This window comes from Streptomyces sp. NPDC036813 (assembly GCF_055609245.1).
The window spans coordinates 453,976-471,278 of sequence record NZ_JBVJPV010000004.1; the positions used below are offsets into that span (position 1 = coordinate 453,976).

Sequence of the window (17,303 nt, forward strand, 5' to 3'; positions counted from 1 at the left end):
GGTGTTCGGCGGTGGGGGAGGGGTTGTGCGAGGTGCGGCTCAGGCGGTCTCGCGGACGGCGCGGGCCAGGGTCTTCAGCCCCTCGTCCAGCTCGTCCGGGGTGATGGTCAGGGCCGGCAGCAGCTTGACGACCTCGGACTCGGGGCCGGAGGTCTCCACCAGCAGCCCCAGCTCGAAGGCGCGGTGCGCGATCCGTCCGGCGCGGGCCTTGTCGTGGAACTCCATGCCCCACACCAGGCCCCGGCCGCGGTACTCCTTGATGTCGGCGAGGTTCTCCTCGGTGATGGCGATCAGCCACTGCTCGACCTGCTCACCGCGGGTGCGGGTCTGCTTCTCCATGGCGGCGCCGTCGGCCCAGTACGTCTCCAGCGCGGCGGTGGCGGTGACGAACGCGGGGTTGTTGCCGCGGAAGGTGCCGTTGTGCTCGCCCGGCTCCCACACGTCCAGCTCGGGCTTGAACAGGCACAGCGACATCGGCAGGCCGTAGCCGCTGATGGACTTGGAGACGGTGACGATGTCCGGCGTGATGCCCGCCTCCTCGAAGGAGAAGAAGGCGCCGGTGCGGCCGCAGCCCATCTGGATGTCGTCGACGATCAGCAGCATGTCCTGCCGCTCGCACAGCTCCTTGAGCGCGCGCAGCCACTCGGGCCGGGCGACGTTGATGCCGCCCTCGCCCTGCACGGTCTCCACGATCACCGCGGCCGGCTTGTTCAGGCCGGAGCCCTGGTCCTCCAGCAGCCGCTCGAACCACAGGAAGTCCGGGACCGTGCCGTCGAAGTAGTTGTCGAACGGCATCGGCGTGCCGTGCACCAGCGGGATGCCGGCGCCGGCCCGCTTGAAGGCGTTGCCGGTGACGGCGAGGGAGCCCAGCGACATGCCGTGGAAGGCGTTCGTGAACGACACGATCGACTCGCGGCCCTTCACCTTCCGGGCCAGCTTCAGCGCCGCCTCCACGGCGTTGGTGCCCGTCGGCCCCGGGAACATGACCTTGTACGGCAGGTCACGGGGGCGCAGCACCAGGTCCTGGAAGGTCTGCAGGAACGACCGCTTGGCCGTGGTCGACATGTCCAGGCCGTGCGTGACGCCGTCCCGCATGAGGTAGTCGATCAGCGCCCGTTTCAGTACGGGGTTGTTGTGGCCGTAGTTCAGTGACCCGGCACCGGCGAAGAAGTCGAGGTACTGGTGACCGTCCTCGTCGTACATGCGGCTGCCCTGCGCGCGGTCGAAGACGGTGGGCCAGCCGCGGCAGTAGCTGCGCACCTCGGACTCCACGGTCTCGAAGACGCTCAGGTCGGGCTGGGTGATGGTCACGACGAATCGCTCCTCAGTGGGAAGTCAGGGTCAACGGGCCGATGCGGTACAGCACTTCGGGGTCGTGCGGGCCGTCCGGGAAGAGTCCGGCGTCGAACAGGACCTCCCGTTCGACCCGCGCGCCGTGCCGGGCGGCGAAAGAGGTGAACAGCCGCTCGGAGGCGGTGTTGCCCGGGGTGATCGTGGTCTCGACGTCGGTGATCCGGTGCTCGGCGGCGAGCCGGGCGGTCAGCCCGTCGAGCAGCGCGGCGGCGAGGCCCTTGCCGCGGTACGCGGCGTCGACGGCCACCTGCCAGACGAGCAGGGTGTGCGGCCGCTCGGGCCGCACGTACCCGGTGATGAAGCCGACCGGCTCCCCGTCCTCCCGGCGCACGACGGCGGAGGTGCCGGCGAAGTCGCGGCACCACAGCAGGTAGCTGTAGGAGGAGTTCAGGTCGAGAGCGTCGGAGTCCCTGGCGATACGCCACAGGGCGGCTCCGTCAGCCACCGACGGGCGGTCTATGAGCAGGTCTGCTGGTGCGGCGGTCATGCAAATTGAATTTACCGAGCGAAATTGAAAAATGCATGGAGGGTGGGGGTTTCCTGCGGGCCCGTTCTGTGTTATCGCGCGGGCGCGGGCAGGTACGCGAGCTGCCGGAAAGTTGTCCGCATTTGCCCGGGATGAAGGTGGCAAAAAGGACGCGGTGTGTAACGCGTCACAACCATGTAACCCCCGCGAGATCTGCCCGAATTACCCCGCTCGGTGTTCGCGAAATCTTTGCGTTTAGGGTCGTGAGAAGCGGGCAGAAGAAGACGGGAAGCTACCCACAAGAATAGGGCTGGAATAAGGGAACGCAATTCCCGGAATAGATGTGTGTCGTTCGGTATCGTTAATTCAGGCGCCGATCGTGCCGTCGATGCGCTCGCGCAGGATGTCCGCGTGGCCGTTGTGCCGGGCGTACTCCTCGATCATGTGGATCAGCACCCAGCGCAGGGAGACCTCCAGGCCGGCCATCGGCCCGTCCACGATGCGCCCGGTGGCCTCCAGCGAGCGTCCGGCGCACAGCTCCTGCCCGCGCGCCACCTCGCGGCGCCAGATCGCCAGTGCCTCATCGAGCCCGCGCTCGGGGTCGAGGCCGTACCCGGTCTCCTCGCCGAAGACCGGCGGGACGTCGAGGCCCGCGAACACCCGCTGGAACCAGTTGCGCTCCACCTCCGCCAGGTGCTGCACCAGCCCGAGCAGGGTCAGCGAGGACGGCTCGGCCGCCGCCAGCCGCACCTGCCCGTCGTCCAGCCCCGCGCACTTCAGCTCCAGCGTGGCCCGGTGGAAGGCGAGCCAGCTCTCCAGCATGGGCCGCTCCTCCCCGGTCAGCAGCGGCACGGGGCGCCCGTCGGGCAGGATCTGGTGCGCGTCGTTGGCCATGCCTGGAGCATGACACGCCCCCCGAACTCCCGCCGACACGACCGCCGCCCCCCCTCTCCGGCGCACCCCCGCCGACGCCCACCCCAGCACCCGGCCTCCGGCCGGCGGTCCGGGCGTGGCGCCTGCGGCCTGCGGTCGCGGTGTGGGGCCGGCGGCCCCGGCGTGTGGCCTCCGGCCTGCGGTCGCGGTATGGGGCGTGTGGCCTCCGGCCTGCGCGCCAGTCTCGGCGAGCGGTTTCCCCCCGGTCTCTGGCCGGGCCCCGGCGCTCGGCCACTCGCGCGCCCGGTGCAGATCCCCGGCAGCCGGCCCAGGGCTGAGGCATTCGGCCCGCCCCCGGTGTCTGGCCTCCGGCGCTGGCCCCGGCGTGCGGCCTTGGCCGCCGGTCCCGGCGTCCGGTCTCCGCCCCTGGCCTCCGACCTCGGCGCCCGGACGCTCGCGCGCCTGGCGCACACCCCGGCGTTCGGCCCCGGTGTGCGGCCTTCGGCCCCGTGCCTGCCATGGGGCCCCGGCGTGCGCGTGCGGCGTGCGGCCTGCGGCCCTGGCGGGCGGCCTCCGGCGGCCTTCGGCACCGGTCCGGTGTCTGGCCTCCGACCCTGGCCGCCGGCAGCTCGCGTGCCCGGCGACACCCGGGCGTCCGGCCCCCGTATGCGGTCTGCGGCCCAGGTGTGCGGCCTTCGGTCCTGGCGACTGAGCTTTCGACGCTGGCTCTGGGGTCTGGGTCTCGGCCCTGGCCTTCGTCGACCCCGGCAGCCGACCCCGGCCTGCGACCCTGGCCTCCGCCCTTGGCGCCCGGCCGCTCACGTCCCGGCCACGGCGCTCAGTCGCTTGCGCGCCCGCGCACACCCCCCCGTGTCCGGCCCGGGCACGCGGGGGCTTCGGCCCGCGGCCCCCGGCCCTCCGGCTCAACCGTCCTCCGGCTCCGGCTCCGGCTCGGGCTCCAGCCCCGGGGTACGGCCTGTGGCCCGGGCTCGGCCGCTCACCGCGACCCTTGGCCCCCTGGGCCCGGCCGCTCCCGGCGGCCCTCGGTGCCCCGGCCGCTCGCGCGCCCAGCGCACACCCGGGCCCCATCCGCGGCCGCTCACATCGGCCCTCGGCGCCCCGGCCGCTCGCGCGCCCAGCGCACACCCGGGCCCCATCCCCGGCCGCTCACATCGGCCCTCGGCGCCCCGGCCACTCGCGCGCCCACCGCACCCCCGGCCCCCGGCCCCAGCGCACCCCCCGGCCCCCCGCCGCTCCCGGGCCCGGTGCATGCGGGTGCGTCCGCCCCCCCCCGGCGTGGTCAGCGCCAGGTGTTGTCTGCGGCTCGCAGGGCTGCCGGCAGGTCCGCCTTCAGGTTTTTGTCCGACAGGGCCGCGCCCAGGGCCGTCAGGCAGCCTCGTACCGTGCCCGGGGTGGCGGCCGGGCCGTAGTGGTTGACGCGGATCATTTCCTTGGCCAGCGCGCCGCCGCCCGCGGCCAGCGGCAGTGCCGGGTCGCCGGCCAGGGCGCGGGCGACCAGGTCCGAGGCGTCCACGCCGGACGGGGCCCGCAGGGTCGTGGCCACCGGGGCCGACTCCGCCGCCTCGTACACGTACGGCTCGAGGCCGGCGCCCAGCGCCACCGCGCCCGCGCGTGTGGCCGCCGCGGCACGCGCGTGCCGGGCCATCACCGCGTCCAGGCCGTCCGCCTCGATGCGGTCCAGGCACGCCTCCAGCGCCAGCATCTCCAGTTGCGCCGGCGCGTGCGGCAGCGCCTTGCGGCCGCCGTCGAGCCAGCGCTCCTTCCAGTCCAGGAGGGAGAGGTAGGACCGGCGCGGCGCGCCCGGGTTGGCCGCCATCCGCGCCCACGCCCGCTCGCTCACCGACACCGCCGACACCCCGGCAGGCCCGCCCATCGCCTTCTGCGCCCCGATGACGCACAGGTCGACGCCCCATGCGTCCACCAGCACCGGTTCGGCGCCGACGGAGGCCACCGCGTCCAGGTAGAACAGCGCGCCGTGCTCCCGCACCACCGGCCCGATCTCGGCGACCGGGTTGGTGTTGCCGGTCGCCGCCTCCGCGTGCACCAGCGACACGAAGTCGATCTCCGGGTGCTCGGCGAAGGCCTCACGGATCTGCCCGGCGCTCACCGCCGTGTGGAACGGCACCGACAGGTCGATGACGGTCGCGCCGCAGTCGCGCAGCCAGTTGCCGAAGGTCTGCCCGTACGGACCCGTGATCACGTTCAGTGCGGTCGTGCCCGGCCCGGCGGTCGCGCGGATCGCGCCCTCCAGCGGCAGCAGCGCCTCTCCCTGCATGATCAGCACGTCCTGCTCGGTGGAGAGCAGCCGCGCCACCCGGTCCTCGATGGAGGCGAAGCGGGCGGCGCTCAGCGGGGCGAGGTCCAGGAAGGGGTGGGTCACGGCGGTGCTCTCTTCACATCACGGGTACGACTCACGGGTACAGGCATCGTCGAGGGTAACCGTCACCCCCTGGGCCCCTTCCGCCACGGCGTCTTGGGCGGGTTGGTCCCCCTTGCCCGGCGCGTCTTTCTAAGGTGAGACCGCCCCGTAACCATGGGTTTGGTTTGAGAGGCCCAAACCTCTCCTTATAATCGGAACTCTCAGTTCCAACACAGGAGGCTCCCCCGTGAACACGCTCCTCGGGCGCCGGACCCGCGTTCTGGCCGCCACCACCGCGACGGCCGGGCTGATGCTCGTGGCCGCGTGCACCTCCACCAACAACGGCGGCAGCGGCTCCAAGACCGCTGCCGGCGGGGTCGAGCTGGTCAAGGCCGGGCAGCTGACCACCTGCACCCACCTGCCCTACCCGCCGTTCCAGTCGGAGATCGACGGCAAGGTGCAGGGCTTCGACGTCTCCCTGATCGACCTGGTCGCCAAGGACCTCGGCGTGAAGCAGGAGATCCTCGACACGCCGTTCGAGAACTTCAAGACCGGCGCCTTCCTCAACGCAGGCAAGTGCGACCTGGCCGCGGCCGGCATGACCATCACCGCCGAGCGCAAGAAGAACGTCGACTTCTCCGACCCCTACTTCGACGCCACCCAGGCCGTCCTGGTCGACAAGAGCAGCGGCGTCAACTCCCTCGCCGACGTCAAGGCCAAGGGCATCAAGCTCGGCGCCCAGGCGCAGACCACCGGCGAGGACTACGCCAAGAGCAAGGGCTTCGACCCGGTCTCCTTCGAGTCCTCCGACGCCGTCATCAACGGTCTGCGCACCGGCCAGGTCAAGGCCGTCATCATCGACTACCCCGTGGTCCAGGGCTGGCTGAAGGACAAGGCCAACGCGGACAAGTTCAAGGTCGTCGACAACCTCAAGACCGGTGAGCAGTACGGCTTCACCGTCAAGAAGGGCAACACCAAGCTGCGCGAGGCCATCAACAAGGCGATCGCGAAGGCCAAGTCCGACGGCACGTACAAGAAGCTGTACGAGCAGTGGATCGGCCCGTACGACGCCTCCGTCGCCTCGCCCGCCGCCTCATGACGTCGACCGACACGGAAGTCCAGCCTCGCAAGAAGGGCCTGACCCGGCGTCAGAAGCGCAGCGTGTCCCGCGGCGCGCAGTACGCCGTGTTCGTCGCCGCCGTGATCGCGCTCGCGGTCACGGCGGACTGGGGGCGGCTGAAGAACCAGTTCGCGCAGGGCAGCATCGCGCGCCAGATGTTCCCGGACGTCATCACGCTCGCGCTGAAGAACACCGTGCTCTACACGGTCTCCGGCTTCGTCGTCGGACTCGCGCTCGGCATGGTGATCGCGCTGATGCGGCTGTCGTCCGTCGGCCCCTACCGCTGGGTCGCCGGCATCTACATCGAGATCTTCCGCGGCCTGCCCGCCCTGCTGATCTTCATCTTCATCGGGGTCGCCGTACCCCTCGCCTTCCCCGGCACCGAGATCATCGGCGGTACCTACGGCAAGGTCGCCATCGCACTGGGCCTGGTCGCCGCCGCCTACATGGCGGAGACCATCCGGGCGGGCATCCAGGCGGTCCCCAAGGGCCAGATGGAGGCGGCCCGTTCGCTGGGCTTCTCGCCCGCCCGCGCCATGATCTCCGTGATCATCCCGCAGGCGTTCCGGATCATCCTCCCGCCGCTGACCAACGAACTCGTCCTGCTCTTCAAGGACTCCTCCCTCGTCCTCTTCCTCGGCGTCACCCTGGAGGAGCGCGACCTGTCCAAGTACGGCCGCGACCTCGCCAGTACGACCGCCAACTCCACCCCGATCCTGGTGGCCGGCCTGTGCTACCTGCTGATCACGATCCCGCTCGGCTTCGTCGTGCGCCGCATGGAGGCCAAGGCCCAGGAGGCCGTCAAGTGAGCCGACCCGAGATCGAGATCAGGGACCTGCACAAGTCCTTCGGCGACAACGAGGTGCTGCGCGGCATCGACCTGGAGATCGGCCAGGGCGAGGTCGTCTGCGTCATCGGCCCCTCCGGCTCCGGCAAGTCCACGCTGCTGCGCTGCGTGAACCTCCTCGAGGAGCCGGGCAAGGGCCAGGTCTTCGTCGGCGGCACCGAGGTCACCGACCCGGACGTCGACATCGACGCCGTACGCCGCCGTATCGGCATGGTCTTCCAGCAGTTCAACCTGTTCCCGCACCTGACGGTGACCGAGAACCTCACGCTGCCGCAGCGCAGGGTCCTCAGGCGGGACAAGGCGAGTGCGGCCAAGGTGGCCGCCGAGAACCTGGAGCGCGTCGGCCTGTCGGAGAAGGCGGACGCCTACCCGTCCTCCCTCTCCGGCGGCCAGCAGCAGCGCGTCGCCATCGCGCGGGCGCTCGCGATGGGCCCCGAGGTGATGCTGTTCGACGAGCCGACCTCCGCGCTCGACCCGGAGCTCGTCGGCGACGTCCTCGCCGTCATGCGGATGCTCGCCCGCGAGGGCATGACGATGATGGTCGTCACCCACGAGATGACGTTCGCCCGGGAGGTCGCCGACCGGGTCGTCTTCATGGACGGCGGCGTGATCGTCGAGGACGGCAGCCCCGAACAGGTCATCACCCACCCGCGCCACGAGCGCACCCGCCACTTCCTCTCCCGCCTCCTCGACCCGGCGATGGCCGAGGTGGAGGAGGAGACGTCCGACCAGGTGGGCAAGGGCGAGTAGGGGCTCCCTGCGAAGCCCCGCGGGAGCTGATTACAGTGCCGTGCATGAGCGATGGCGCGGTGCTGCACGTGAAGGGGCGGGTCCTGGTGGGACCCGACGACGTCCGGGACGAGCTGTGGGTGGTCGACGGACGGATCTCCTACGACCGCCCGGCCGGCGCCCGTGACGTGCGCACGGCCGAGGGCTGGGTGCTGCCCGGCCTGGTCGACGCCCACTGCCACGTCGGGCTCGACGCGCACGGCCCGGTCGAGCCGGAGACGGCCGAGAAGCAGGCGCTCACCGACCGCGACGCCGGCGCCCTGCTGCTGCGGGACGCCGGCTCGCCGTCCGACACCCGCTGGATCGACGACCGCGACGACCTGCCGAAGATCATCCGCGCGGGCCGGCACATCGCCCGCACCCGCCGCTACATCCGCAACTACGCCTGGGAGATCGAACCCGACGACCTCGTCGCGTACGTCGCCCAGGAGGCCCGGCGCGGCGACGGCTGGGTCAAGCTGGTCGGCGACTGGATCGACCGCGACCTCGGCGACCTGTCCGCCTGCTGGCCGCGCGAGGCCGTGGAGGCGGCGATCGCCGAGGCCCACCGCCTGGGCGCCCGCGTCACCGCGCACTGCTTCGCCGAGGACTCCCTGCGCGACCTCGTCGAAACCGGCATCGACTGCGTCGAGCACGCCACGGGGCTGACCGAGGACACCATCCCGCTCTTCGCCGAGCGCGGTGTGGCCATCGTGCCGACGCTCGTCAACATCGCCACCTTCCCGCAGCTCGCGGCAGGCGGCGAGAGCCGGTTCCCGCGCTGGTCGGCCCACATGCGCCGACTGCACGAGCGGCGCTACGACACCGTGCGCGCCGCCTACGACGCCGGCATCCCGGTGTTCGTCGGCACCGACGCCGGCGGCTCCCTCCCGCACGGGCTGGTCGGCGCGGAGGTCGCGGAGCTGGTGACGGCCGGCATCCCGCCGCTCGAGGCGCTCTCGGCGACGACCTGGGGCGCCCGCGCCTGGCTGGGCCGCCCCGGCCTCGACGAGGGCGCACCGGCCGACCTGGTGGTGTACGACAGCGACCCGCGCGCGGACGTGCGCGTGCTGGTCTCCCCGCGCCGGGTCGTGGTGAACGGGACACCGGTGAGCTGAGCGTCTCCCTGAGGCGTGGGATTCGAAGGCGTGCGCGACGAACACCCTTTGGGGTGAAGTCCCGTCTCCACGCTGACCGCCCCACGTTCGAGCCGTAATCCTTGCGGGGTCCCGAAGCGTTCCTTCTCTGGGGGTCCCACCCTTGAACGGCAACACCTTCCGCATGCCCGCACGCCGCCGACGCCTGACCGCCGTCGCGGCCGCCACGGCCCTCGCCGCCGCTCCCGTGGTCCTCGCGGGCGCCGGCCCGGCCCACGCGACCGGTGACCAGGGCCGGGCGAGTGCCGTGGTCCTGCGCACCGGCCTCGACGTGTCCCTGCTCAACAAGACCGTGAACGTCCCGCTCGTGGTCTCCCTCAACGAGGTCCAGGCGCCGCAGAGCGCGCAGAAGACCGCGCTCTCCGTCCGCCTGGACGGTGTGAACAACGGCAATCCGTTCAGCGTGCTCAGCGCCGAGGTGGCCACGGCGAAGGCGACGACGACCGCGCACAGGGCGGAGGGTTCCACCCGCCTCGCGCACGCCCGGCTGCACGTCCCCGGCCTGCCGCTGCTGTCGCTGATCAAGGTCGAGGACGTCACGGCGAAGGCGACCTGCGAGGCCGGGAAGACCCCGGTGGCCACGTCGAACGTGCTGGGCGCGGTGACGGTCCTCGGCAAGCGCGTCACGCTGACGTCCGGCGGCACCACCGACCTGAAGGTGCCCGGCGTGGGCGAGGTCCGCCTGGACCTGTCCCGGAGCGGGACGACCTCCCGCACGGCGGCGGCGACGGCCCTGGAACTGAGAGTCTCGGTGAACCCGCTGAAGCTCAACGTGGCCGAGGTGACCGGCACGGTGACCCTGGCGAAGGCGACCTGCGAGACGCCGAAAGCGGCCGCGCCCGCGCCGAAGCCGGCCGCCGCCGAGCCCGCCCCGGACGTCAAGCCGCAGGGTGCCCCCGCGCAGGCCGACCTCGCGGAGACCGGCGGCAACTCCCTGACGCCGTACATCGCGGGCGGTTCCGTGGCCCTGCTCGCGGCGGGCGCCGGAGCGTTCGCGCTGGCCCGCCGCCGGAACTGACCCGGCCGGGCCCGGCGTGGGGGACCGGGTGGGCGCCGCCGGGGAGGGCGCCCACCCGCCGTCGGGATGGGGCGCGCACGTTCGGCCGTCGGGATGGGGCGCGCACCTTCGGCCGTCGGGAGGGGCGCCCACCACCGCCCGGGATGGTGGGCGCCACCGTCGGCAGCCGGTGAGCGCGCCCACCTCGTGGTCCTACTGCTCCGCCACCGACGCCAGCGCCCGCAGGAAGCCGTCCGTCGTCGACCGGTCCCGTACCGCCAGCCGCAGCCAGTCCTCGCCCAGCCCCGGGAACGTGTCCCCGCGCCGGACCGCGTACCCGAGGGCGCGCAGCCGGTGCCGTACCGCCGCCGCGCCCGGGAGCCGGATCAGCACGAAGGGGCCCTCGGCCGGGGTCATCACGCGCACGCCCAGGCGGTCCAGCCCGGCGACGAGATACGCGCGGTCCGCCGCGATCGTGTCCGCCGCCCGGGCCGCCTCCTCCAGCGCCGCCGGCTCCACACAGGCCCGCGCCGCGGCCAGCGCCGGGGTGGACACCGGCCACAGCGGCTGGGCCCGCTCCAGATCGGCGATCACCTCGGGGGAGGCGAGGACGTATCCGATGCGCAGCCCGGCCAGCCCCCAGGTCTTGGTCAGGCTGCGCAGCACCACCAGGCCGGGCACGTCCGTGCGCCCGGCCAGCGCCTCCCGCTCACCCGGCACGGCGTCCATGAACGCCTCGTCCACCACGAGCGTCCGCCCGGGGCGGGCCAGGGCGGCGATCGTGGCGGCCGGGTGCAGCACCGACGTCGGGTTGGTCGGATTGCCGACCACCACCAGGTCCGCGTCCTCGGGCACCAGCGCCGGGTCCAGCCGGAAGCCGTCCGGCTCGCGCAGCAGCACCCGGTCCACGGTGTGCCCGGCGTCCCGCAGGGCCGCCTCCGGCTCCGTGAACTGCGGGTGCACGACGACCGGCCGGCGCACCTTCAGCGCCCGCGCCAGAAGTACGAACGCCTCCGCCGCCCCGGCCGTCAGCAGCACCCGCTCGGCCGGCAGCCCGTGCCGCGCCGCCACCGCCGCCCGCGCGTCCCGTCCGTCCGGGTAGGCGGCGAGCGAGGACAGCGAGTGCGCGATCCGCTCCCGCAGCCAGGCCGGCGGGGTGTCCGCGCGGACGTTCACCGCGAGGTCGACCAGCGCCGCCCCGTCGTCGCGCACCTCGGCGTCCCCGTGGTGGCGCAGATCGTGTCCGTCAGTGCGCATGGGAGTGCGTGTGCCCGTGGCCGTGGCCGTGGTGGTGGTGTCCGTCGTCGTCCGGGTGGAAGTGCGGCTGCTGCGGCAGCCCCACCTTGTCCTCGAAGCCGGGCAGCGCGATCCGGTACATGCACGAGTCGCAGTTCATGCGCAGGTCGCCCTTGACGGCTTCCGCGTACCGCTCCATCACGAGGTCCAGCAGCTCCGGCTCCGGCCCGATGACGTCCGCCGACCGCACGTCGAGGCCGGGGTGCGCCGCCGCCCACTCCTCGGTCTGCTTGCGCACCCGGTCCGGCAGGATGCCGGTGAACAGGAAGTAGGGCAGGACCACGATCCGCCGGGCGCCGAGCTTCGCGCACCGCTCGAGCCCGCTCGGCACGTCCGGCGCCGCGAGCGACACGAACGCCGTCTCCACGGCGCCGTATCCTCGCCCCTCCCACAGCAGACGGGCCGCCTTGAAGACCTCGGCGTTGGCGTCCGGGTCGGTCGAGCCGCGCCCGACCAGCAGCACCGTCACCTCGGAGCGGTCGACGCCGTCCAGCACCTGCTCCAGGCGCCGCTCCAGGACGTTCAGCAGCGAGGGGTGCGGGCCCAGCGGGCGGCCGTAGGTGTACGTGATGCCGGGGTGCCGTTCCTTCTCGCGGGCCAGCGCCGCCGGGATGTCGCCCTTGGCGTGCCCGGCGGACACCAGCATCAGCGGGACGGCGGCGAAGCGGCGCACCCCGCGCTCCACCAGCTCGGCCACGGCCTCGCCGAGCGGCGGCGGGGACAGCTCGATGAAGCCGCCCGCGACGGGCAGCTCGGGGTGGCGGCGGCCCAGCTCCCGGACGAAGTCGCGGAACGCCTCGGCTCCGGCGTCGTCCCGGGTGCCGTGGCCGGCGATCAGCAGGGCGGGCGGGGTGGTCACGCGTTCTCCTCGGACGAAGACGAAAGGGGGTGGTACAGCAGGGCGTTGAGGGCGGCGGAGGCGACCGCCGACCCGCCCTTCTCGGACACGTTGCTCACGGCGGGCAGCCCGCTCTCGCGCAACGCGGCCTTGGACTCGACGGCCCCGACGAAGCCGACGGGCAGGCCGATGACGAGCGCCGGGGCGGCGTCCAGCGTCAGCAGCTCCTCCAGCGCGGTCGGCGCGTTGCCGATCACCCAGAGGGCACCGGGCCCGACCTGCTCGTAGGCGAGCCGGATGCCGTGCGCGGAACGGGTCAGCCCCGGGCCGGCGACGCCGTCCCTGAGCCGGCAGACGGTCTCCCGGCGGGTGATGCCGGCTCCGACCATCTCGACGTCGACCACGACGGGCGCCCCGGCGTGCAGCGCGGCGTGCGCCTTGACCAGGTCGTCCTCGTCCATGACGAGGTCGCTCGCGTACTCGAGGTCGGCGGCGGAGTGGATGACCCGCTCCACCACGGCCCGGGTCAGCGGCGGGAAATGGGAGGTGTCGAGCCGGGCGCGCAGCCGCCGGTAGGACTCCTCCTCGATGGGGTGGACCACGCGGTTCACCGGGCCTCCTCCTGGGTGGTCTGCCAGCGGTAGCCGCGCGGGGTCACCATGCGTCCCGCGATGTTCCGGGTCGCGGTGTTGCCCACGGTCACGACCGTCATCATGTCGACCGTCGCCGGGTCGAGGTCGCCCAGCGCCGTCACCCGGCTCGACTCGTCCGGCCGCGAGGCGTTGCGGACGACACCCACCGGCGTCGTCGGCTCACGGTGCTCGGCGAGGATGGCGAGAGCCTTGGGCAGCTGCCAGTCGCGGCCCCGGGAGCGGGGGTTGTAGAAGGTCACCACGAGGTCCGCCTCGGCCGCGGCCCGCACCCGCCGCTCGATGACCTCCCAGGGCGTGTGCAGGTCGGACAGCGAGATGGACACATGGTCGTGGCCCAGTGGCGCGCCGAGGATCGCCCCGGCGGCGAGCGCGGCGGTCACGCCGGGCACGCCGATCACGTCGATGTCGTCGGACGCCTCGGCGAGCGCCGGCGAGGCCATCGCGTACACCCCGGCGTCACCGCTGCCGATGAGCGCGACCGCCTGGCCGCGCCGGGCCTCGGCGACGGCCGTACGGGCCCGCTCCTCCTCGGCGCCCAGCCCGGACTCCAGGATGCGGGTGCCGGGGCGCAGCAGGTCGCGGATCTGGTCGACGTACTGGTCGAGGCCCACGAGCACGCAGGCACGGCGCAGTTCGGCCCTGGCGCGCGGGGTGAGCAGGTCGCGGGCGCCCGGCCCGAGGCCGACGACCGCGAGCCGCCCGCGCCCCGGACGCCGTACGACGGCGCAGGTGGCCATGGCGGGGGAGCCGTCCGCACGTTCCGACTTCCGCTTGGGGACGAGGAGTTCACCGCCCCGCGCGAGCGCGGCGGCCTCCGCCACGGACGGCGTGCCGACGGCGGCGAGCGGCGCGTCCGACGGGTTGGGCACCTCGATCGCCGCCAGCTCCTCGGCGGGATACGTCACCAGGGGAACGCCGAGCCGTTCGGCGGCCTCGACGAGGCCCGGCTCGTCCGCCTTGGCGTCCACGGTGGCCAGTTCGGCGAGCGACCGCACCGACAGCCCGGCCTGAGCCAACGCGTCCTCGACCAGCGTCAGCACCTCGTCCACCGGGGCGCCCTTGGACGCACCCACGCCCACCACCAGCGTCGGCGGGCGCAGCAGCACCTCGCGCTCCCCGGCGGTGACCGCACGGTCGGTGACGCGGATCGTGTACGCGCCCTCCTCGGCCACCGGCAGCGGCGGCAGCGGCCACGCCACCTCCGCCGTCAGCGCGACCGGCTCCCCGTCCAGCAGCGCACGCGACACCGCCGCGACCGCACCCTCGACGGGCAGGCCCAGGGTGTCCAGGCCGGCCAGCCCGACGGCGTCCGTCGCCGTCGTCACCACCGGCACCGCACCCAGCACCTCGGCCACCTCGTCGGCGAGGTCGTTGGCGCCGCCGCCGTGCCCGCCGAGCACCGGCACGGCGAACCGCCCGCCCTCGTCGACGCAGACCACGCCCGGGTCACTCGCCTTGTCGCCCAGCAGCGGGGCGACCAGCCGGACGACCGCGCCGGTCGCCAGGAAGCACACCAGCTGCTCGCACTCCGCGAACGCGCGGCGCACGGCGTCCGCGACAGCGCCGTCGTACACGCGGGTGCGCTCCGGCCATGCCGCGGCCAGCCGGTCCCGCGCCGCCGCCCCCGCCGCGGTGGCGGAAATGAGGCCGATCACTGGGCAACTCCTTCGTCAGCAGATGCCGGGGGCCGCTCGCCCCACAGCAGGAAAACGGGATTGGCCGCCGCGAGCCGGGTCACGTCCCCGGGCAGCGGTGCGAGCCGCGACGACTGCAGCAGCACGCCGTCCACGTCGAACCCGGCGTCCGCGAGCGCGGCACGCGCTGCCGGCACCCGGTCGAGCGCGGCCAGCGCGACCACCACGGTGCGCCGGGCGCGCCGCGCGCACGCCGTGACGACGGCGGGCAGCTCCCGCCCGCCACCGCCGACGAACACCGCGTCGGGCTCGTCCAGATCGGACAGCACGGTCGGCGCCGCCCCGTGCACCACGTGCACGTCGACCCCGTGCGCGGCCGCGTTGGCGCGGATCCGCTGCACGCCGTCCACGGTCTTCTCCACCGCGGTGACGGCGGCCCCGAGCCGCGCGCACTCCACGGCCACCGAACCGGAACCGGCTCCGACGTCCCACACCAGATCGCCCGGGCGCGGCCCGAGCCGGGCCAGCGCCAGCGCCCGCACCTCGAACTTGGTGATCATCGAGTCGCGGTGCGCGAACGCGTCCTCGGCGAGCGCCCATCCGGCGGGCCCCGCGCCACGCCCCGCCAGCGTCCGTACGGCGCCCAGCGCCCGGCGCTGGTCCAGGCTGACGACGACGCTCACCGCCGTACCCCAGTCACGGGCGGCCGCCTCGGCGGGCGTCACCCGCTCCAGCCGCTCCTGAGGGGAGCCGAGCGCGGTGGCCACGACGAGGATCCGGTCGTACGACCGCAGCGCGGCGCCGATCTCGGCGGGGCCCGCGCCCGGCCCGGTCAGCACCGCCACCTTCGGCTGCGCCCGGCACACGTTGACAGCTGTGCGCAGGTCGCGGCCGTGGGCGCTGACGACGACGGCGTCGTCCCAGGGCAGCCCGAGCCGTGCGAACGCCGTCGCCACGGACGACACCCCGGGCCGCACCTCGAGCCGGTCCGTGCCGAACCGGTCCGTGAGCACCCGCACGATCCCGAAGAACCCGGGGTCGCCGGAGGCCAGCACGACCACCCGCCGCTCCTTGCGGACGTACTCCTCGATCGTGTCCAGCGCCGGGGCCAGCGGCCCGAGCACGATCTGCTCGGCCGTCTCCGGCACCGCCACCGCGTCAAGATGCCGCCGGCCGCCCACGACCAGCTCCGCACCCGCGAGGACGTCCGCGCCGACCGGCTCGCCGGTGCCCGCGCCCACGACCGTGATCACGTGCTCGCACCCCGCTCGCGCAGCGCCCTGCGGGCCTCGGGGTCCGCCTTGCGGAAGCCGTGGAAGTGACCCGGGTGGTACAGGTGCGAGCGGGTGCCGTGCGCGGCGAGCGCCGGGCCGACCAGGAAGAGCGTGTGCTTCCAGAGCTTGTGCTCCTTGACCGTCTCCTCCAGCGTGCCGATCGTGCACGTCACGATCAGCTCCTCCGGCCAGGTCGCCTGGTACGCCACGACGACCGGCGTGTCCGTCGGGTAGCCGCCCTCCAGCAGCTCCCGCACCAGCTGCCCGCTGCGCGCCGCCGACAGGAACACCGCCATGGTGGTGCCGTGCTTGGCGAACTCGCGGACCTCCTCGCCGGGCGGCATCGGCGTCTTGCCGCCGCCCAGCCGGGTCAGCACCACCGACTGCGCCACCTCGGGGATCGTCAGCTCCCGCTGCGCCAGCGCGGCCACCGCCGAGAACGACGACACGCCCGGTACGACCTCGGTGGCGATGCCGATCTCCTGGCAGCGGTCCAGCTGCTCCTGCGTGCCGCCCCACAGGGCGGGGTCGCCGGAGTGGATGCGGGCCACCTTCAGTCCCTCGTCGAACGCACGTCGGTACACGGCGACCACGTCCTCCAGGGACATGGTGGCCGAGTCCAGGATCTCGGCGCCCTCGCGGGCGTGTTCGAGGACCTCCGCCTGGACCAGGCTCGCGGCCCAGATCACGACGTCGGCCTCGGCGATGGCGCGTGCGGCACGGAACGTCAGCAGATCGGCGGCGCCGGGGCCGGCACCGACGAAGGTCACCTTGCCGGTGGGGGCATCGGCCATGGGAATCGGTCCTCTCCTACAAGTGGCACATCTCGGAACAAAGTCGGTACGAGTCAGTGGGGCGGCGGCTGTCGGACGTGCGCGCACGCCGGTGAATCGGATAGCAAGGGCCTATGGCGGTCTTCGTGGCGATCGGCGCGTTCCTGATGACGCTGGTCGGCGGCTGGACGGCACAGCGTGTGACCGACCGCCGCCACCTGGTGCTGGGCCTGGCGGGCGGGCTGATGCTCGGCGTGGTCGGCCTGGACCTGCTGCCGGAGGCCCTGAAGGCGGCCGGCACGGAGGTCCACGGTGTCCCCGCCGCCCTGCTGCTGTTCGTGGCCGGCTTCCTGCTGGCCCATCTGGTGGAACGCCTGCTGGCGGCCCGCCGCGCCTCCCACGGAGGGGACGAGCACAACCACCGGGCGCCCGAGGTGGGCCTGACGGCCGCCGCGGCCATGGTGGGGCACAGCCTGATGGACGGCGTGGCGATCGGCGCGTCCTTCCAGGTCGGCGGCGGCATGGGAACGGCCGTGGCGCTCGCCGTCATCGCCCACGACTTCGCGGACGGCTTCAACACCTTCACCCTGACCAGCCTGTACGGCAACGCCCGCCGCAAGGCCTACGCGATGCTGTTCGCGGACGCCGTCGCCCCGGTCGCCGGAGCGGCCGCGTCGGCGTACGTCAGCGTCCCGAAGGGTGTCCTCGGCGGCTATCTCGGCCTGTTCGGCGGTGTCCTGCTCTACCTGGCTGCCGCCGAGATCCTGCCCGAGGCCCACCACGAACACCCCGCCCGGTCCACCGTGCTGTGCACGGTCGCCGGCGCGGCGTTCATCTGGCTGGTGGTGGGCTTCACCGGGTGACGGTGTGCGTC

At 73.4% G+C, this 17,303-nt stretch carries 16 protein-coding genes; 6 read left to right on the forward strand and 10 right to left on the reverse strand.

Features of this window, described 5'->3' with window-relative positions; genetic code table 11:
* Positions 1-39 precede the first annotated feature (39 nt).
* The 4 genes from ectB to ACZ67Q_RS12070 all read right to left on the reverse strand — a co-directional run bounded on the left by ectB (position 40) and on the right by ACZ67Q_RS12070 (position 5,093).
* Complete coding sequence (ectB, locus tag ACZ67Q_RS12055) at positions 40-1,311, reverse strand: diaminobutyrate--2-oxoglutarate transaminase (RefSeq protein ID WP_471179895.1); 1,272 nt, start codon at positions 1,309-1,311, stop codon at positions 40-42.
* A 13-nt stretch (positions 1,312-1,324) separates the two neighbouring features.
* The gene (gene ectA / locus ACZ67Q_RS12060; RefSeq protein WP_471179897.1) at positions 1,325-1,840 is read right to left on the reverse strand and encodes a diaminobutyrate acetyltransferase; all 516 of its coding nucleotides are present in this window, start codon (positions 1,838-1,840) and stop codon (positions 1,325-1,327) included.
* A 345-nt stretch (positions 1,841-2,185) separates the two neighbouring features.
* Positions 2,186-2,713, reverse strand: coding sequence for a DinB family protein (locus ACZ67Q_RS12065; RefSeq protein WP_471179899.1), 528 nt, complete (start codon positions 2,711-2,713; stop codon positions 2,186-2,188).
* Positions 2,714-3,992: 1,279 nt separating this feature from the next.
* Entirely contained in the window at positions 3,993-5,093 is a 1,101-nt protein-coding gene (locus ACZ67Q_RS12070) for a pyridoxal-phosphate-dependent aminotransferase family protein (protein ID WP_471179901.1), read from the reverse strand.
* A 226-nt stretch (positions 5,094-5,319) separates the two neighbouring features.
* Here ACZ67Q_RS12070 and ACZ67Q_RS12075 point away from each other — a divergent pair, with 226 nt between their 5' ends.
* The 5 genes from ACZ67Q_RS12075 to ACZ67Q_RS12095 all read left to right on the forward strand — a co-directional run bounded on the left by ACZ67Q_RS12075 (position 5,320) and on the right by ACZ67Q_RS12095 (position 9,982).
* Entirely contained in the window at positions 5,320-6,171 is an 852-nt protein-coding gene (locus ACZ67Q_RS12075; protein ID WP_471179904.1) for a transporter substrate-binding domain-containing protein, read from the forward strand.
* Complete coding sequence (locus tag ACZ67Q_RS12080) at positions 6,168-7,001, forward strand: amino acid ABC transporter permease (RefSeq protein ID WP_471179906.1); 834 nt, start codon at positions 6,168-6,170, stop codon at positions 6,999-7,001. The genes ACZ67Q_RS12075 and ACZ67Q_RS12080 overlap by 4 nt, the downstream gene beginning before the upstream one ends.
* Entirely contained in the window at positions 6,998-7,789 is a 792-nt protein-coding gene (locus tag ACZ67Q_RS12085; protein WP_471179908.1) for an amino acid ABC transporter ATP-binding protein, read from the forward strand. Before ACZ67Q_RS12080 ends, ACZ67Q_RS12085 begins: the two co-directional genes overlap by 4 nt.
* A 44-nt stretch (positions 7,790-7,833) precedes the next feature.
* Positions 7,834-8,925 (forward strand): amidohydrolase family protein, encoded by a 1,092-nt coding sequence (locus ACZ67Q_RS12090; RefSeq protein ID WP_471179911.1) that lies wholly within the window; start codon positions 7,834-7,836, stop codon positions 8,923-8,925.
* Between the two features lie 142 nt (positions 8,926-9,067).
* Positions 9,068-9,982, forward strand: coding sequence for an SCO1860 family LAETG-anchored protein (locus tag ACZ67Q_RS12095; protein ID WP_471179913.1), 915 nt, complete (start codon positions 9,068-9,070; stop codon positions 9,980-9,982).
* A gap of 192 nt (positions 9,983-10,174) precedes the next feature.
* On the opposite strand, the gene cobC is transcribed toward ACZ67Q_RS12095, so the two are convergent.
* From cobC to cobM, 6 genes are read right to left on the reverse strand one after another with little or no spacing between them, the layout of a single operon-like run.
* The gene (gene cobC / locus ACZ67Q_RS12100; RefSeq protein WP_471179920.1) at positions 10,175-11,218 is read right to left on the reverse strand and encodes an Rv2231c family pyridoxal phosphate-dependent protein CobC; all 1,044 of its coding nucleotides are present in this window, start codon (positions 11,216-11,218) and stop codon (positions 10,175-10,177) included.
* On the reverse strand, positions 11,208-12,116 hold the full coding sequence (locus tag ACZ67Q_RS12105) for a sirohydrochlorin chelatase (protein ID WP_471179927.1): 909 nt from the start codon (positions 12,114-12,116) through the stop codon (positions 11,208-11,210). The genes cobC and ACZ67Q_RS12105 overlap by 11 nt, the downstream gene beginning before the upstream one ends.
* On the reverse strand, positions 12,113-12,706 hold the full coding sequence (locus ACZ67Q_RS12110) for a precorrin-8X methylmutase (RefSeq protein ID WP_471179929.1): 594 nt from the start codon (positions 12,704-12,706) through the stop codon (positions 12,113-12,115). The genes ACZ67Q_RS12105 and ACZ67Q_RS12110 overlap by 4 nt, the downstream gene beginning before the upstream one ends.
* Positions 12,703-14,403 carry a precorrin-3B C(17)-methyltransferase gene (gene cobJ / locus ACZ67Q_RS12115; RefSeq protein WP_471179931.1) on the reverse strand — a complete coding sequence of 567 codons (1,701 nt, stop codon included), beginning with the start codon at positions 14,401-14,403 and terminating at the stop codon, positions 12,703-12,705. Before cobJ ends, ACZ67Q_RS12110 begins: the two co-directional genes overlap by 4 nt.
* Complete coding sequence (gene cbiE / locus ACZ67Q_RS12120) at positions 14,400-15,635, reverse strand: precorrin-6y C5,15-methyltransferase (decarboxylating) subunit CbiE (RefSeq protein ID WP_471179934.1); 1,236 nt, start codon at positions 15,633-15,635, stop codon at positions 14,400-14,402. The genes cobJ and cbiE overlap by 4 nt, the downstream gene beginning before the upstream one ends.
* Entirely contained in the window at positions 15,632-16,450 is an 819-nt protein-coding gene (gene cobM, locus ACZ67Q_RS12125; protein WP_471179936.1) for a precorrin-4 C(11)-methyltransferase, read from the reverse strand. Before cobM ends, cbiE begins: the two co-directional genes overlap by 4 nt.
* Before the next feature lie 113 nt (positions 16,451-16,563).
* On the opposite strand from cobM, the gene ACZ67Q_RS12130 reads away from it, so the two are divergent.
* A complete protein-coding gene (locus ACZ67Q_RS12130) occupies positions 16,564-17,292 on the forward strand; it encodes a ZIP family metal transporter (RefSeq protein WP_471179938.1) in 729 nt (242 codons plus the stop codon).
* The last annotated feature ends 11 nt before the right edge of the window (positions 17,293-17,303 follow it).

Excerpts from the sequence above, each read along its gene's own strand:
- ACZ67Q_RS12090 (WP_471179911.1), top strand. The coding sequence starts at position 7,834 with ATGAGCGATGGCGCGGTGCTGCACGTGAAGGGGCGGGTCCTGGTGGGA.
- cobM (WP_471179936.1), bottom strand. The coding sequence starts at position 16,450 with ATGGCCGATGCCCCCACCGGCAAGGTGACCTTCGTCGGTGCCGGCCCC.
- cobC (WP_471179920.1), bottom strand. The coding sequence starts at position 11,218 with ATGCGCACTGACGGACACGATCTGCGCCACCACGGGGACGCCGAGGTG.
- ectA (WP_471179897.1), bottom strand. The coding sequence starts at position 1,840 with ATGACCGCCGCACCAGCAGACCTGCTCATAGACCGCCCGTCGGTGGCT.
- ACZ67Q_RS12065 (WP_471179899.1), bottom strand. The coding sequence starts at position 2,713 with ATGGCCAACGACGCGCACCAGATCCTGCCCGACGGGCGCCCCGTGCCG.
- ACZ67Q_RS12130 (WP_471179938.1), top strand. The coding sequence starts at position 16,564 with ATGGCGGTCTTCGTGGCGATCGGCGCGTTCCTGATGACGCTGGTCGGC.
- ACZ67Q_RS12080 (WP_471179906.1), top strand. The coding sequence starts at position 6,168 with ATGACGTCGACCGACACGGAAGTCCAGCCTCGCAAGAAGGGCCTGACC.